Annotated in this window: 13 protein-coding genes; 6 read left to right on the plus strand and 7 right to left on the minus strand. The window is 55.6% G+C overall.

Annotation, left to right across the window (positions count from 1 at the left end; translation table 11 throughout):
- Positions 1 to 13: 13 nt before the first annotated feature.
- The 4 genes from OHL21_RS00195 to OHL21_RS00210 all read left to right on the plus strand — a co-directional run bounded on the left by OHL21_RS00195 (position 14) and on the right by OHL21_RS00210 (position 2,871).
- Positions 14 to 484, plus strand: coding sequence for a hypothetical protein (locus OHL21_RS00195; RefSeq protein WP_263415229.1), 471 nt, complete (start codon positions 14 to 16; stop codon positions 482 to 484).
- A 281-nt stretch (positions 485 to 765) separates the two neighbouring features.
- On the plus strand, positions 766 to 1,266 hold the full coding sequence (locus tag OHL21_RS00200; protein ID WP_263415230.1) for an Lcl C-terminal domain-containing protein: 501 nt from the start codon (positions 766 to 768) through the stop codon (positions 1,264 to 1,266).
- Between the two features lie 79 nt (positions 1,267 to 1,345).
- Positions 1,346 to 1,948 (plus strand): hypothetical protein, encoded by a 603-nt coding sequence (locus tag OHL21_RS00205; protein ID WP_263415231.1) that lies wholly within the window; start codon positions 1,346 to 1,348, stop codon positions 1,946 to 1,948.
- Positions 1,949 to 2,427: 479 nt separating this feature from the next.
- Positions 2,428 to 2,871, plus strand: coding sequence for a VOC family protein (locus tag OHL21_RS00210; protein ID WP_263415232.1), 444 nt, complete (start codon positions 2,428 to 2,430; stop codon positions 2,869 to 2,871).
- Between the two features lie 562 nt (positions 2,872 to 3,433).
- Here the strand turns inward: OHL21_RS00210 and chrA are convergent.
- The 6 genes from chrA to OHL21_RS00240 are packed head-to-tail and all read right to left on the minus strand — an operon-like array spanning position 3,434 to position 12,268.
- A complete protein-coding gene (gene chrA, locus OHL21_RS00215; RefSeq protein ID WP_263415233.1) occupies positions 3,434 to 4,636 on the minus strand; it encodes a chromate efflux transporter in 1,203 nt (400 codons plus the stop codon).
- Positions 4,637 to 5,050 (minus strand): DoxX family protein, encoded by a 414-nt coding sequence (locus OHL21_RS00220; RefSeq protein WP_263415234.1) that lies wholly within the window; start codon positions 5,048 to 5,050, stop codon positions 4,637 to 4,639. It lies immediately after the preceding gene.
- Between the two features lie 36 nt (positions 5,051 to 5,086).
- The gene (locus tag OHL21_RS00225) at positions 5,087 to 6,175 is read right to left on the minus strand and encodes an efflux RND transporter periplasmic adaptor subunit (RefSeq protein ID WP_263415235.1); all 1,089 of its coding nucleotides are present in this window, start codon (positions 6,173 to 6,175) and stop codon (positions 5,087 to 5,089) included.
- Entirely contained in the window at positions 6,162 to 9,308 is a 3,147-nt protein-coding gene (locus OHL21_RS00230) for an efflux RND transporter permease subunit (RefSeq protein ID WP_263415236.1), read from the minus strand. Before OHL21_RS00230 ends, OHL21_RS00225 begins: the two co-directional genes overlap by 14 nt.
- Positions 9,309 to 9,325: 17 nt before the next feature.
- A complete protein-coding gene (locus OHL21_RS00235) occupies positions 9,326 to 10,723 on the minus strand; it encodes a TolC family protein (protein ID WP_263415237.1) in 1,398 nt (465 codons plus the stop codon).
- A gap of 42 nt (positions 10,724 to 10,765) precedes the next feature.
- Positions 10,766 to 12,268 (minus strand): multicopper oxidase family protein, encoded by a 1,503-nt coding sequence (locus OHL21_RS00240; RefSeq protein WP_263415238.1) that lies wholly within the window; start codon positions 12,266 to 12,268, stop codon positions 10,766 to 10,768.
- Between the two features lie 201 nt (positions 12,269 to 12,469).
- Between OHL21_RS00240 and OHL21_RS00245 the strand changes: the two genes are divergently transcribed.
- A complete protein-coding gene (locus OHL21_RS00245) occupies positions 12,470 to 13,141 on the plus strand; it encodes a response regulator transcription factor (protein WP_263415239.1) in 672 nt (223 codons plus the stop codon).
- 1 nt (position 13,142) lies between these two features.
- A complete protein-coding gene (locus OHL21_RS00250; RefSeq protein WP_263415240.1) occupies positions 13,143 to 14,585 on the plus strand; it encodes a sensor histidine kinase in 1,443 nt (480 codons plus the stop codon).
- Between the two features lie 376 nt (positions 14,586 to 14,961).
- Here OHL21_RS00250 and OHL21_RS00255 read toward each other — a convergent pair whose 3' ends face one another.
- Positions 14,962 to 15,900 (minus strand): sigma-70 family RNA polymerase sigma factor, encoded by a 939-nt coding sequence (locus tag OHL21_RS00255; RefSeq protein WP_263415241.1) that lies wholly within the window; start codon positions 15,898 to 15,900, stop codon positions 14,962 to 14,964.

The raw sequence follows: 15,900 nt of genomic DNA on the forward strand, positions 1-15,900 counted from the left end.
CGGAATGTTTCTCATGGCGCCGCCTGTTTCAGCTCGGACCCATAAGGATTTTCCTGAGAAATACGCCGACGTCTATATACCTGTATCACTCGCTGCCGGTACGGTTCGAACACCGGAGTTTCCTGTCGTCGTTGAAGCCTATGACATCCTCATCCAGGTGCAAAGGACTCTTCCGATTGGTCAGATGATATGCATGATGGGCGCTACCTCAAATCCGTTCGAATCAAAGAATTGCACGAGCGCTGACCCCTTGCTTCAAACGGAGTGGACTGTATCGAATGAAGGACGTGTGGTTGCTCACGGATCGAACGCGCCTTCCGGTGGCAGCTCAATCGCGAAAGATCGGATATGGAAGTTAGTTGGCAGCTTTGCGGGTGAAGCCGGGAAGAAATATGTGGTCGAAGTAAAATTCACCAAAGACGGAACGCCGCTGAATGGCGCAGAACCTCGCTTGGTCGTTATAAAACACAAAAAATTTTGGTAATGTTACCGGCCGTTACGGCGAGGGCGGTCAACTTCGTTCCCAGAACCCGCTTCAGAAGCGACTGCGTAAGCGAAAGCCTGATCTGCGGAAAGATCAGCAGCAGTAGGCTGCGATCCAACTTGAATCGTTGCCGAAACAAGACCATACTGCAGGTTGATAATTGAGACGTTCCCAGATTCTGTGTTCAACACCAGGGCATGTCCCGTGCCTTTGGTGAGGTTGTCATAGTAGTTGTTGCAGCACAGTCTCCTTTAAATGCCCTTATCGTTTTGGAGTACATCATGAAACGAACTGTCCTTATTCTGTTTTTCGTCATTACTGTTGTCGCTAAAGCTCACTCTTCGATGCAGGGAAAAAACTCAGCAGAGGAGACGTTGGCACGCGGGTATTGGATTGATCCTGCTACCGGGCTCACGTGGACCGCAAAGGACAACGGCAACGACATAACGTGGGGCAATGCAGTGAAATACTGCCAGGACCTGAGATTGGCCGGGTACTCCGACTGGAGGCTACCGACGATTGAAGAGTTGGAGAAAATTTACGATGGCAGCGGTTTTACCGCGCCGCACTCGAAGGGCTCAACGCTGGCACTTGCGGGGAAGGCAAAGGGAGGCCTGCTTCTGACAGGCGCTCGGGAGTGGAGCAACTCTCGGGTGCTCGATGATCGCGGCCACCGTACAGGGATCGCTTGGCAATACGACTTTGCCCACGGGGAGCGCTGGCGCTTAGATCCCATCGGTTATAGAGGCAGCTTGCGTGCACTATGTGTCCGTCATCCCTGAGAGTGCTGCCTTCGGCATCGGATACGGGTCGACACATCTCTTCGCAGAATCTATGCTTTCGCTGGGGTCAAACGTTGTTATGAAATTTCTTTTTGCTGTGAGTGTGGCGCTTCTGTTGGCAGGCCAAGCAAAGGAGAGGAGAGAGATAGACCTCACCAAGCCCGTTGTCGGGCACAGCAGTCTTGGCGTTCCGGGGGGGACCATGGGATCGTCTACTCCGTCCACCGACTACAAACTGCCATTCGAAGTCATCAACAAGTCGTGCAGGGTGCAAGCCGGAGGCGATGCAATTGTCGAGTTGTCATTGGTCAACCATAGCGATAGAGCCTATGGCTTTCCGATCTCAGTAGACCAGAGAACGACTCATCGAGTTGGAACTCACAACCGCAGAATGATGGACGTTGAGGCGCGATTCGTTGACCCAAAGGGAGAAATCAGAAGCTCTAGGGGGATTATTGCACTCTATTCGTCGGCCGAAGAGCTCAACTCGGCAACCGAAATCGGCGCAGGAGAAGAGATAGACCTACGACTGAGGCTCAATAATGCCAGTTCATTGTTATCGGACGGCAATGGAGTTCGGATCACCTTCGGTGAAACGCAGCTCAAGGATGCGTCTTTCTATATCGCTAGAAGGTCACAAACCGTTCAATCTACAACTGCAGCCTGCCCGATATCAGGCTGATTGAGCCCTGGCAAGACGAGGGGTGCAGCGGACAGGCGGAAATGCGATACACCACTGCTCGTGAGGCAAGTGCGTTCGTTTTCTAGGAGGGTCTACGCTACGATCACGGGAAGTAGGGGCCTGTTTAGGTTGGTGCCGCTTTCGGTGCCACTTTGTTCGGGAATTTTACGCACTTTTCGAGATTTCATTGGATTCTGCAACTGGTCCCGCGTTTTTCGCATCCGTTTTGCCACCTGCACCTGAATCATCCGAGGGGCGGCCCCGTGCAGATTACGGCCTTCGAGATTGAGGGAGAGGTCGTTCGGGCATTGAATGTAGTTCGCACAATCCGGACAACTTACGGCGCTTGGCCGTGGCCCGACATGGGAGGAACTCCGGCTGAACGAATTCTAGTTATTCCAGTTCCCGCTGCCCGACGTGGAAGCGATGTCGGATAGGTAGGACTATGAAGCCGAACAAACCAAATCTGGAGCTCAACTATGACTTCAATACATCATGAAGAAAAGCAACAATCGGAATCATCTAATCCTAAAGAACAATTGGTAGTCGGGTTTTGGGGAGTGCGCTATCAGGTCAAGGACGTTCAACGGGCTCTCACGTTTTACACGCAGACGCTTGGCTTTAACTTAGATATGCAGCACCTGCCTGCATTCGGCCAGGTTTCCATTGACGGACTCAAGTTGATCCTAAGCGGTCCCGGGGCCTCTGGGTCCCGAGCAATGCCCGATGGGCGTCAACAAGAGCCGGGCGGATGGAACCGTGTCCTTCTTCAGGTGCAGGACTTGCCTGCGCGAATTGCTGAACTGAAACAGGCAGGCCTGCATTTCAGAAATGAATTGGAAGCTGGGCCGGGTGGGAGGCAGATTCAAATTGAAGATCCGGATGGCAATCCAATTGAACTGTTCGAACCAATTCGGGGATGATGGACGCGATAAACCCGAATTGGAGCCGTGCAAGTTGTTCGTCGAGCCAGCGTCGTGAGCAAGACATCATCTCGAACGCTTGAGACCCATCACGAGAAATGGCACCGCGAAGTCCCATGGAGGCAGTCGTCAGCTCTCAACTCTATTTTGGAAGTATCTCCATTCCTCCGGGCGTAGCCAAATGGAAGGAGATGCTCTGGGAGGCCAACGTGCACACCGCGTTGGTGCTTCGGGAATATGCTGTTCGATCGGCTGAATCCTGCTCCGAACCTTGGACAGAATATGTTCATGCGGCCGAATCAATTCTGTTCCAGCGGGGCATTGAGTTCTGACCGCAGGTTGAGCGGACAGGCGGGAATCCGTTAAGAGCCGCCTTTCGGCGTCACCACTCTTCGATCACATTCCAGGCACGAGCTGGTTCTCCTGTCGCCAAGCTGAAATCGGTGGCCGCCACCGAACTGCAATCTCATCGGTGCCGTTTGGCATGATCGCAGTCAGCGCTGGTGCAATGTTCCCCGAACAATGGGAAGATCACGGTTCCGTTCCTTCGAGCTCTAACCCACTATCTCATGGCTGTGATGCCACCTGCGATGAGGACAACGATCCACGGTGGAGTGCGCCACTGCACCAGTAGCGCACACGCACACAAAGCCAAAAAGAAATCGTAGGAGGAGTGAATCCCACTTGTCCAGATTGGGCTGTAGAGCGCTGCGATCAGAATTCCGACCACCGCCGCATTCACGCCCTGCAGAGATTTGCGAAATCGATCATCTGCACGCAGTGACCTCCAGAATGGCAGGACACCCGTCATCAACAATAGTCCGGGCAGAAAAATCGCCAGGACAGCTATGCAGCCAAACAAAATAGGGTGCGCTGTTGGCTGGACGGAAGCTCCGAGATAGGCGCTGTACGCGAAGAGCGGCCCTGGCAGCGCTTGGGCCGCCCCGTATCCGGCCAAGAAGCGTTCCTGTGAAATCCAACCACGAGCTACGGTCACGTTTTCCAGTAAGGGCAACACGACGTGCCCGCCCCCGAACACCAATGAGCCAGAACGAAAGAAGCCTACGAACAGTGAGCGGGCTGTGAGGAGTGGCGAATTGATCAGGAGGCTGCCAGTAAGGAGCAGCACAACAAGAGCAAGGGACAGGTATCCGGCAGACTTCGAAACCGAATGAGATAGCAGGCCCCCGTCCAGGAATTCATCGAGTCTCTTGCGATGAAGCAGTTGTCCCGCGACAGCCCCGAAGACGATTGCGAGCAACGTGGCTCCTCCCGACGGAAGGAAGAAAAGAATCGCTACGGCGACCAGGGCAATCCCAAATCTCGCGCGATCCGGTGCGAGGTTGCGTTGCATTGTGAGGACAGCCTGTGCAACGACTGCAACAGCGACGAGTTGCAGGCCGTGTAAGAAGCCTGAACCTATCTTGCCGGTGAAGATTGAATGTCCGAAAGCAAACAGGAACATCAGAAGCATCGAAGGAAGCGTGAAGCCGAGCCACGCGGCAATGCCGCCGGGAATTCCAGCGCGCAGTAAGCCGATACTGTACCCGATCTGGCTGCTGGCCGGTCCCGGTAGCATCTGTGCGATCGCTACCAGTTCACTGAAGCTATCAGCGCTGAGCCAGCGCCTTCGCTGCACAAACTCTTCCTGAAAATATCCGAGATGCGCGATGGGCCCGCCGAAAGACGTGCAGCCAAGCCGCAGAAAGACGAGGAATACTTCAGCTACAGAGTGAACGGTCAGGGCAGCTGGTTTCTCGTCCATTCAGTCCTTGGATTTGAGAACACGGGCATCCAGAGAAATATCCCCTGCTCCCAGGGCGAGAATGGCGAGCAACCCAAGCAGCATACAGAAATCAGTCCGGCCGTCGTGCATGGTCGCCCAGAATCCCTGCTTGCTTAGCGTGGGAATTTTGGTCGTCGCAATCGCAACGCCGATGTCAATCAATAGCGGCACTACCGACAAGCGGGTCAGAAGGCCAACAATCAGCAGCGTTCCGCACACGATCTCCACTACGCCAACAAATGGTCCAAAGAATCCGGGCAAGGGGATGCCAATCTTCACGAAGCGTCCGGCGCCCAGCGTGGCAGGATATAGGAACTTCTGGATACCTTCTGAAAGGAAGACCCAGCCGACCATGCATCGTAGAAGTAAGATACCGGTTGCTTCTCGTCTCATATATGCTCCTCACACGTGGACCTTCAACTGCCGATATTAGCGGAGAGGTTGACCTTCGTGCACCTCGTCCGTGGCTCTCTTCACGACCAACTGTCCCGCGTGGAGCTCTCCTCGCACAGAAATCTGCTCTCCAGAGGTAGGGCCCTTCTTTACGTCGACCCAATGGGCGTGGCCGTTCAGAGACGTAATGACAAAAGTTCGCTCTGTCGTCGTGACAACGCTGGTCGTCGGAACGAAGAGAAGATCGCCTCCAGAGGCGACCGGCCAATCCACGGTTGGATACATGCCCGGAGCAAGAGCTCCGTCAGGATTTGATACGTCCAGCTCCACCATCATGCTGCGACTTTGCGGATCGAGTGCTTGGGGAATGCGCGCGATGATACCCGTAAAGCTCTTACCGGGGCGGGCCGGGACGTGAAAAGTCACAGGCTTTCCGCGAGAGACTGACCCAACATAGCTTTCTGGAACAGGTACGACAAGGCGAAGATGAGAAACCTGCTGGAGCTTCAACAGCGGCGATTGACCACCGGCACTCACCATTGTTCCGGGGTGAACCAGTCGATCCGTGACGATGCCGTCAAAGGGTGCTACGACGCGCAAATAGCCCTGCATTTCGCCGGTTGCTTTCAGGCGGTCTTCCGCAGTCTTTACCGCAGCCTTGCGGCTTGCGACAAGCGCGTCTGCGGCTTCCTTCTGTTTCTGCGCCTGGATTAGCTCGTTACCTGCCACGGCTCCCGGAGTCTTTGCGGCTTCGACCAGTTTGTCGTATGTGCTCGCAGTCGCTGCAGCCTGAGCCTGCGCCTGGCTCAAATCACCTTCTGCCTGATGAAGGGTGGCTTCGGCCGCGCTCGTCTGTGACCCCATTTCAGGAGCGCTGAGCTGCACCAGCAGTTGTCCACGGCGGACGACGCTGCCACGGTCCACCAGCACCCGCTCCACGTAACCCGGAACACGGGCTTCTATATCCGTTTGAAGAAACGGGGCCAATTCTGCGGTGAGCGGCACGGTGCGGGCCATGGCGCGGCTTTCCACCTTGGCCATTTCGACATGCAATGCGGCCTGTCCGTGGACAAACGGAACGATGGATAGAGACAGGAGAACAACACAATACTTAGGAATTTGCATAGTATCGGCTCGAAGGATCTTCCGGATTCAAAGAATTGGACTTGGTGGAGGCACCGCCCTGCAGGCTGGTGTAGATGCTAGGCAGAACACTGAGCGTCGTGAGTGTGGAGAAGATGAGACCACCGACGACCGCTCGACCGAGCGGTGCAGCCTGCGCGCCGCTTTCACCGAAGCCGATGGCCATCGGAATCATTCCGCAGATCATCGCGCTGGCAGTCATCAAGATGGCCCGTAAGCGGCTTGTCGCACCGTAATGCGAGGCACGGAGCACATCGTTCGATTCGTGGCGCGCATGCTCCGCAAAGCTGACCAGCAGGATTGAGTTTGCGACCGAGATGCCCACAGCCATAATGGCGCCCATAAACGACTGGATATTGAGCGTTGTCCCTGTCAGCAGAAGCATCAGGACCACACCGACGAGCACACCAGGAATGGTTGAGAGAATTGCCAGTGGCAATCTCACCGACTGGAAGTTGGCCATGAGCAGTAAGAAGATCGCCGCTATCGCCAGCAGAAGACCAATCCGCAGGCCGGAGATCGTTTCCTGGAGTGCCGGTATCTGTCCTCGAACAACGACGGTGCTTCCTTTCGGTGGCGCCCCGATTTTCTTGAGGACTTCGTTGATCTTCGATTGGGCATCCCCAAGTGCCATGCCATGAATGTTCGCCGTGACACTGACGATGCGCTGACCACTAAAGCGTTCAATTGTCTCTGGCATAGTCCCGCTACGGAGGGTGGCTACCTGGTCGAGTTGCGGTTGCGTCTGGCCATTGTTGCCAAGAGGCAGCGATGACAACGCGCCAAAGCCCTGTGCCCGATTGGAAGGGATCTGCACCTGTATTTGAAAGGCATTTCCCGTCCTCGGATCGCGCCAGTAGTTCGGTGCGATGAAGCGGGAAGACCCTGTAGCTGGGACGAGTGAGTTTGTGACATCCGCCATCGTCAGGCCAAACTGTCCGGCGTAGTCGCGATTGATGTTGATTTCGGCCGTCGGATACTGCTGTGTCTGCGCGATCGATACATCTCTCAGGAAGTCGAGTTTACGTAACTCGCTCTCCACCTTTGCAATGTAGGCATAGTCTTGATCGAGATCGACACCCTGTACGTCCACCTGTACTGGGGTGGGGGCGCCGAAGCTCATCACCTGCGAGACAATATCGCCGGCTTCAAAGGAGACCCTCAGATCGGGCATCTGCTTCTGGAACGCCGCTCGCAGTGACTCACGGAGTGATTCGTCGTTTGGATGGCCCGGCTTGAGTTGCACCTGAACGATTGCTTCTTCCGGGCCGCTAGTGAACAGATGGATCAGGTTCACCGGGTAGCTGGAGGGCTGGACGCCCATGTAGTCGGAGGTGATCTCAACTTTATCGGCCCCGATTGTCTTTTTGATCAGGTCGAGTGCTTGTAGCACCTTGGGTTCCGACTCTTCAATACGTGTTCCGACGGGGGCCTTTACCCGAAGCCGTAAAACTGGACCGTTCACGTCTGGGAAGATTTCAGTCCCCAGGCGTGGAGCTAGGATCATAAGGGCCAGGATGGTGACAGCGAAGTAGCCGATGATGACCGCTTTTCGTCTCTGGAGTACGCGATCCACATACCCCTCGTACCACTTATGCAATCGCCCAAATCGTCCTTCGCTCTCCTCCCCGCGGTGAGTCTCTTTCATAAACCATGTTGAGAAGACGGGCACGAGACTGCTCGACAAGAAGTAGGAGGCGATCATCGCAAAGCCCACGGCGAGCGAGAGCGGCACGAAGAGTTGTCGACCGACACCATTCATAAAGAATGACGGAACAAACACGGCCAGAACGCACAGCATAGAGAGGAGACGGGCGATGACGGTGCGCTTGCAAGCCTCGAGAACCGCTTTGGCGCGAGAGACGCCCGGCAGCATTTGTGTGTGAATGTTCTCGATTTCGACGGTTGCCTCGTCCACCAGAACACCCACGGCTAGTGCCAGACCCCCAAGCGTCATAACATTGATCGTCTGCCCGGTCGCCCACAGGAAAAGAACTGCCGTGAACAGGGCGAAAGGGATATTGGCAACAACGATCAACGCGCCGCGCCAGTCGCGCAGGAAGAGAAGAACGACAAGTCCGGTGAGTACAGCTCCGAGGGCTGCTTCGCGAACAAGCCCACTGATTGCATTTGAGACATAACCAGACTGATCGAACGCAAGCTGTACAGCAACGTCATCGGGGATGACCTTTTTGAAGCCGGGTATGGCTTCTTTCACGGCTTTGATGACTGCAAGCGTTGACGCATCAGATCGCTTAGTGACTGGAATGTAAACAGTACGGCGGCCATCCACATGTGCGTAGGCTGTAACGATGTCCGTACCGTTCTCAATGCTACCGATGTCGCGGAGGTAGATATTAGATCCGGACTTCGGATGAATCGGGGTGTCCATCAGCTCCGCAAGATCGGGCCCGAGTGTTGCGTTGGTACGAACGAGGCGATTGAGATTGCCATCATAGAGATTGCCTGCCGGGGCTACGACACTACCGGTACTGACGGCCGAGATCGCCTGCTCCGGCGAGACGCCATACTGTTTCAGCTTGTCGGGATCGAGATTGACCACGATCGTCCTCTGATTGCCGCCGAACGGCGGTGGCGCGGACACGCCCGGCAAGGTGGCGAACAAGGGGCGCACTTGATTCAGTGCAATGTTCTGAAGCTCGCCCTGAGTGTGGTTCTCACTGCTGAAGAGCAGAAGACCGACAGCAACGCTGCCAGGGTCGAATCGCGTAATGAATGGCGGCACTGTACCGGGAGGCATGAATGCGCGAGCGCGGTTCACATATCCTACTGTTTCGCCCATCGCCTGCTGCATATCCGTTCCTTCACGGAATGTCAGCTTCATCAGAGCGGCACCTTGCACGCTCTTGCTGTCAACAGACTGAATGCCCGTGATGTAGAGGAAGTGGTACTCGTAGTAGTAGGTAAGGAAACCTTCCATCTGCGCCGGATTCATGCCGCCATACGGTTGGGCGACATAGATCACGGGATTGCCAACTTGAGGGAAGATATCCATCCTCATCCGGTTGATCGCCATGAAGAAGCCAGCCATGATCGCGATCAAAGCTACGATCACGGTGAGAGGGCGGCTGAGAGCTGCGAGTACGAGACGCATTCTGATCGAATCCTTTGCTAACGTCCAGCCTGATCCAGGAAAGGCTGCAGATCACCACGAACAAATTGAAGGCGCAGAAAAGCCCGCCAGACGTTAAGACGAGCAACCGAATCGTCAATCTGGGCCTGCACGAGCAACCTCTGGGCTTGCGCCACATCGTCAATCGGCGCCAAACCAGCCTTGTAACGGGCGGTCGCCTGGTCGAGAGCGGTTTGAGCAGACTTCACTTCGATGGGAGTGTTTTCTGCGATGGTCTTCGCTGCCTTCACTCCCGCAAGCGCCTGTGAGAACTGCTCCTGCAATGTCCGAACGGCCAGGTCCTCTGTGGCCTTCGCTGCGCGAAGGTTCGCAGCCTGTTCCGACTCGCGAGCATGAATACTGACGAAATCGAGAAAAGGAAAGCTGATATTTACGCCCGCTACATAGTTGCCGACATTAGGGGCGAGGCCATTCGTTCCTGTGAGCCGTTGACCATTCGTCTCCGCTCCGGTGCCGCGAGCATATCCGGCGGCTTCCAGATTGAACTGTGGAACCCAACTGCGCTCGATGGCATGGAACTGTGCGGCATTCTGTTTCACCGTCGCTTCCTGCTCGGCAACTACAGGGTTCTGCGAAGGAGCAAAGGAAGCATCCGCAGCGGAAAGGTCTGGCAGCTCTGCCTGCAATCGTCCCGGGGTTGGGGTGTTAATGCCCGACTGAGGAGCGAACTTGAGCATCGTTGCCCGGCTCGTTTCGATGGCTTCTTCCGCGAGCGCCAGTTGAGTGACCGCAGCTGCACGTTCGGCATCAACACGTGACTCATCAGCTCCTGGGCGAAGCTGCGCAGCCACGAGAGCGTGAATGCTGGTTTTCAGGGTCTCCCAGTTTTGAACTGCCGCTGACGCGGCGGTTTTGGTGCTCATGGATGCGAGCTCAGTCAGGTACGCGTCTGCCGAACCCGCTGCAACCTCCAGCACCGTTCGCTGTCCTGTGGCGCGCGCTTTATCCCGCGCTGCGGTCGCAGCGGTCACGTTCGCGTGCCGCAGGCCGAAATCGAAGGGCTGCCAGTTTACGAGCAGTCCGGTAGCACTGCCCCAAACAGAGCCACCATTATTAGTGCCGATCACCGGGCCTGACATTGAGGGCAGCACCGCTTGCGGCAGCAGCTGCCCAAATACGTTGTTCCGGGTTCCACGATTGAACTGTGCCAGACCATCCAGTCGAGGCAGATAGGCTGTCCGCGCAAGACTCAGACGCGCGGCGGAGGCATTGAGGTCTTCCTGGCTTACCCGTATGGAGGGATAGTTTTTCTCAGCCTCGCTTACGACTATCGAAAGTGTTGTGCCGCCATTCGCGGAGTTCTGTGCTGTTGCAATCGCCGCGTAAAGAATCAGAGGCGTGCAGGAGAGAGTGAGTAAGCGGCGTCGATGGTGCAAGCGAGCGTCCTTAGAACCCTTTGTGTGCGGAGGTTGTGCGCCTCAAGCGATGTAATCGAAGAGAGCCATGAAACCGAAATCCATGTGGAGTTGCTGGTGGCAATGAAAGAGAGTGAGGCCCGGATTGTTGGCCACGAAGTCGACTTCCATTTCCTGATAGCCGCCGACCATCACCACATCCTTCATCACTCCGGATGTCGTCTGGCCGGCAACGCGAGTCAATTCAAAGCTGTGGCGATGAAGGTGAATCGGGTGAATATCGTCGCTGGCGTTTCTCATGCGAAGCCGATAGCGTTTGCCTCGCTTCAGGTGGAACATGGGAGACGCCATCATCTGCTCTTCCGGATAAGAGGTGCCATTGATCTTCCAGCGATTGAATCCCTGAAGCGCGGCGTTGTCTTTTTCAAAAAGAAGATCGAAAATCTCGTCAGGTTCCGGGACTTGGCCGGTTAAACGGCCAAAATGGGCATAGTTCCAGCGGTACGGCTTGGGGGCAATCCACTGCGGCTTACCCTTCATGCCCGCATATTCGATAACGATACCCATACCGTGACGGCGGTCATCGTCCATCAGGTCGCCCATGACCCACACACCAGGGTGAACCATCTCGACCAGAGCCGAAATTCGCTCAGCCGTACCAAGCCACAGAACCGGCACCGTCACAGGGGACGGCAGCGGATTGCCGTCCATCGCGATAATAGTGAACTGGTGCCCCGGCAAAGCAAGGCTGCGAATCTCACCAGCACTGCCATTGATGACATGGAACAGCACACGCTCCCCGCGCTTCACTCGAATGGGTTCTCCGTGTCCGAGCTGCTTTCCATTAATCGTGAAGGCGTCATATCCCACTTCAAAACCCTTAGGACTTCCTTTTGCGATGGAAGCCTTCATCGCTGCCTCACCTTGCTGCTTTAGCGATGCCACAGGAGCGGATGGAGCGAGGAAATGCATATCCATATCCCCACCTTGGCTGAATGTCGGCGCGAATTCCTTCAGCGTGAGGAAGACCTCGCGGTCGTACGCGCCTGGATTATGACGGGGCTCGATGTAGACAGGTCCAACCAGGCCGCTATATTGACCAAGCGCCAGATTTGCTCCGGCACGTACATGCGTGTGATAGAAGCGCAAGCCACTAGGACCAGGTATGAACTCAATCCTACGACTCGAGTGGGGCGGGATGAAGGGGGTTCCCTCTTCCGCAGCACCATCCACTTCAGAAGGGATCATCTGCCCGTGCCAGTGAACTACCTCGGGAACGTCGGTCTCGTTGTGCACATCGACCACTGTGCGCTCGCCCTCTTTGAATCGCAGAAGTGGTCCGGGAAACTGCCCGTTATAAGTCGTGAGGGAGAGAAATTTGCCATGAGCAACTTCTATAGGCGCCACACCGATTCGCAGGGTGTAATCAGCCTTTGGACTGTCGAATGAAGCAGAAAGCGCGGCGTGCTCACCCTTGATTTGGGCAAGCAATGAAGGCTGCCCAACAAACGAGGCTGCCGCCAGTATTCCCGATTTGTGCAAGAAGCTTCGCCGAGATGTAGCCATCGCCGAGTAACTCCCCATTCAAATTTCGTTTTTAGGGCGATTCTTCCCAAAAGCTATGAAAACATCCTTCTGCCTTAAGGGATTCTGAAGTTTTTCCGAGGATCAGCGCCAATCGATGGCTCGCTATATACCCGGCACGCTAGAGTTTAAGCAGTGGAATCCGAAAGTTCATCCCGTTCTACCGAGTCGATCCACATTCTCGTGATCGAGGACGAGCGAAAGCTTGCGAGTGCAATCTCCGAGGGGCTCTGCCAGGGAGGCTATCGAGTCACCGTCGCTTTTACGGGAGAGGGCGCTCTCAAGGTTCTTTCAGAAAAGCACGTGGATGTCGTTCTCCTTGACGTTATGCTGCCGAAAATGAGTGGCCTCGAAACCCTTAGGGAGATGCGGAAGAGGGGCTTCAAAATGCCTGTGCTCATGTTGACGTCGAAGGGACTCGTTGACGACCGCGTGAGAGGACTTGATGCCGGAGCCGACGATTATCTCGTCAAGCCGTTTGCGTTTCCGGAACTTCTCGCACGTATCCGCGCACTACATCGTCGAGTTATACCTTCCGCTCCGACCCGCATTTCACTCGATGACTTAAGCGTTGATCTGAGCGGCCGCATGGTCGAGCGAGGCGGGCGAATTCTCGAGTTAACAGAACGCGAGTTCGACCTGCTGGAGTACCTGATGCTCAATAAGGGGACGGTTGTCTCCCGAGAGATGGTCGCGAGAGATGTGTGGAAGAGTGAGGTTCGCTATACATCCTTGGATAATGTCTTCGACGTACACATTGCTCGGATTCGCCGTAAGCTAGATGATTCGTTCGAGAGAAAGCTCCTCCACACCGTACGCGGTGTTGGATTTGTCATGCGATCAGGAGAGGAATAGCGTGTCTGCGTGGATCTCAAAGATACGGAACCGGCTCACGCTATGGTACGTTGGCATCTTCGGCCTGATTCTGTTTGGCTTCGTCTGTGTTGCCTCTGCGTTGCACTACCTGCATCTTCAGGACCAGCTTTACCATGCAGAAATCCAAGACATGGAAACGGTCGAAGGTCTTCTTTATTTTGAACCCGATGGTCGTCTGTCCTTGCGGCAAGACTATTTCATCAGGGAGGAACACAGGTTGCTCCTGGACCGGCTATTAGAGGTCCTGAGCATGGATGGGAATGTCCTTTTTCGAAATTCCAAGCTGGGGAATGACAGCCTGGGAGGGGCGCGCACGGCTAGCGAAGGAAGCGCCGACTTCTTTCGCCACAGTCTCCGGCTGGCCAGCGGCACACATGTTCTCGTGCTCTCTCATATTCGACCTGTTGAAGGCAGAACAGTCCTCATTCGGGTCGGCTACAGCACCGAACCCATTCGAAAGCAATCGATCCAGCTCTTCGGGCTTCTCATACTCGTAATGCCATTTGCCTTGCTCGCCGCCGGCTTTGCTGGCTCAAAGGTGGCGAACAAAGCACTCGACCCTTTGAGCCAGATGGCACAACTAACACAGCACATCACTGCTCACAGGCTGAACGAACGCATCCCTGTCAGCAATGCAGATGACGAACTGGGGCACATGGCGCTCGTTCTCAACGATCTTTTGGAACGGCTTGAAAAATCTTTTCAGCAACTACGGGATTTCACGTCGGACGTATCCCACGAGCTTCGAACGCCGCTTGCATCGATTCGCAGCATCGGCGAAGTGGGCGCGCAGGCCGACTATGAAGCAAAAAAGTATCGCGACATCATTGGAAGCATGCTGGAAGAGGTGTCCCGACTCACCGGTATGATCGATACCCTTCTCACGATCGCCCACGCCGAATCAGGCGTACTCGCACTCAATCGATCTGAGTTTTCCGTTAACGAATTGGTGCAGGAGGCGGTCTCCATTGTGCGCGTGCTTGCCGAAGACAAAGGTCAAGCCATCTTGCTTTCGGTCAAAGATGAGGTTGACCTAAGCGCCGACCGCCCGTTCATGCGCATGGCGCTCGTTAATCTGATCGACAACGCAGTGAAATATTCCCCGGAGAAAAGCGAGATCCGGATTCTGGTAGAGATTGTGCAAGCCAGTGCTGTCGGTGATAGCTCCATGGTAAGGATTTCAGTTGCCGATCAGGGACCGGGCATCCCGGAAGACGCTAGGGAGCGTGTCTTCAATCGCTTTTATCGACTCGACGAGTCGCGCAATAGCGAAGTTCAGGGGGTCGGTTTGGGACTCGCAATCACAAACTGGGCGGTGGAGGCGCATGGAGGTATTGTGAGCGTAAGTTCGCCCGCGAACGGCGGATCCCTGTTCTCAATGGTTCTGCCTGTGACTCCGGTCAATATGATTGCGAATACCTGACCTCGTCCTTAGATCGTTCCAGCGCTAACTCGCTTTTTGCCATGCAGGTTCGTTTCTGTTCTCGAAGTCCTCGCACGCCTTTCGAAGTCCGAGAAGCACCTCCGCGACAACCTCGAATAGGGCCTGAGCTTTCGGGTCTTGGACCTTCCCGATATCTGACCGAGCATGCTGGGCAATTTCGGTCAACATGCTTTTCAATTTTTCCGTGTGATGCCGAGGATCATCTTCGCTGTATTGCATGCGGTCCGCCATATTCATCTCCAGACACCGTTGGATGGATTCTCGGTGCGCAGAGGTGCCCATGTAGCCACAAAAATGCGCATGCTTGGTCTCAGGCGATGGCGAGGTTGTTCGTGCGTATATTCCGAAGGGTAGATCAGGGCTCGCTCCCGAAATTCCTCCTGTGCCGCGCGGGTGCTAAATGGAGTAATTTGTTTGGATTGCGCACCACGTACAGCGCTCGTATGACGCCCTCCTCAATCTCGAACGCTGCCGTCTGCACTGGTCCCTCGCGTGAATCCACGACGATGCCAGGCAGGCCGTTAATCAGCGCAAAGCGAATCGTGAAATCTTCACGCCACCATGCGTCTGGGCGTTTACGGGTGACGTCCACCAAGAACTGAGCCACGCGATCTGCACCCTCAACTGCGTTCAATGCGGAGCGTACTTTTCCGCCACCATCGGTTACAACCCGCACGTCGCTCGCGAGTAGTTGTGTTATCGCATTGAGGTCTCCCGACTCGGTCGCCGCTGAGAATGCGGACAAGAGTTGCGCATGTTTCGCATCGACTCCGCCCGAAGAATTTGGTGACGCGGTCACACCGCGTGGGCGGGCTGCGCATACATTTGCCCGTGCCCGGGCGGCGAGCTTGCGACATGCCACCTCGCTCCGCCCCAACGCTGTAGCCACTTCGCTGAACGAGAAATCGAAGATGTCGTGCAGCAGAAAGGCCGCGCGCTCAAGCGGCGACAACCGATCGAGCGTTAAGAGCAGCGCGATGGAGAGATCCTCAGCCAGTTCCGTGCGGGTATCGGGTGCCAGTGCTGCTGTGTCGAGAATTGGTTCGGGCAGCCACGATCCGACGTATTCTTCACGCCGAGCACGTGCCGAGGTCAACATATCGAGACAAATCCGCGTCGTCGTAGTCATGAGAAATGCCCTCGGCTCTAATACTCTGTCGCGTTCGGTCGAATGCCATCGCAAGTACGTCTCTTGCACCGCATCCTCAGCGTCAGCCATCGAGCCGAGCATGCGGTACGCAAGACCGAGCAGGCGCCGGCGGTAAAGCTCGAAGTCGTCGGATGGATTCGGCAT

The sequence above is a fragment of the Terriglobus albidus genome (assembly GCF_025685425.1).
Taxonomy (GTDB): domain Bacteria; phylum Acidobacteriota; class Terriglobia; order Terriglobales; family Acidobacteriaceae; genus Terriglobus; species Terriglobus albidus.

Coding starts and splice junctions, on each gene's coding strand:
- OHL21_RS00240 (WP_263415238.1), bottom strand. CDS start 12,268: ATGGCTACATCTCGGCGAAGCTTCTTGCACAAATCGGGAATACTGGCG.
- OHL21_RS00225 (WP_263415235.1), bottom strand. CDS start 6,175: ATGCAAATTCCTAAGTATTGTGTTGTTCTCCTGTCTCTATCCATCGTT.
- OHL21_RS00205 (WP_263415231.1), top strand. CDS start 1,346: ATGAAATTTCTTTTTGCTGTGAGTGTGGCGCTTCTGTTGGCAGGCCAA.
- OHL21_RS00230 (WP_263415236.1), bottom strand. CDS start 9,308: ATGCGTCTCGTACTCGCAGCTCTCAGCCGCCCTCTCACCGTGATCGTA.
- OHL21_RS00200 (WP_263415230.1), top strand. CDS start 766: ATGAAACGAACTGTCCTTATTCTGTTTTTCGTCATTACTGTTGTCGCT.
- OHL21_RS00255 (WP_263415241.1), bottom strand. CDS start 15,900: ATGCCGAATCCATCCGACGACTTCGAGCTTTACCGCCGGCGCCTGCTC.
- OHL21_RS00220 (WP_263415234.1), bottom strand. CDS start 5,050: ATGAGACGAGAAGCAACCGGTATCTTACTTCTACGATGCATGGTCGGC.
- chrA (WP_263415233.1), bottom strand. CDS start 4,636: ATGGACGAGAAACCAGCTGCCCTGACCGTTCACTCTGTAGCTGAAGTA.
- OHL21_RS00195 (WP_263415229.1), top strand. CDS start 14: ATGGCGCCGCCTGTTTCAGCTCGGACCCATAAGGATTTTCCTGAGAAA.
- OHL21_RS00210 (WP_263415232.1), top strand. CDS start 2,428: ATGACTTCAATACATCATGAAGAAAAGCAACAATCGGAATCATCTAAT.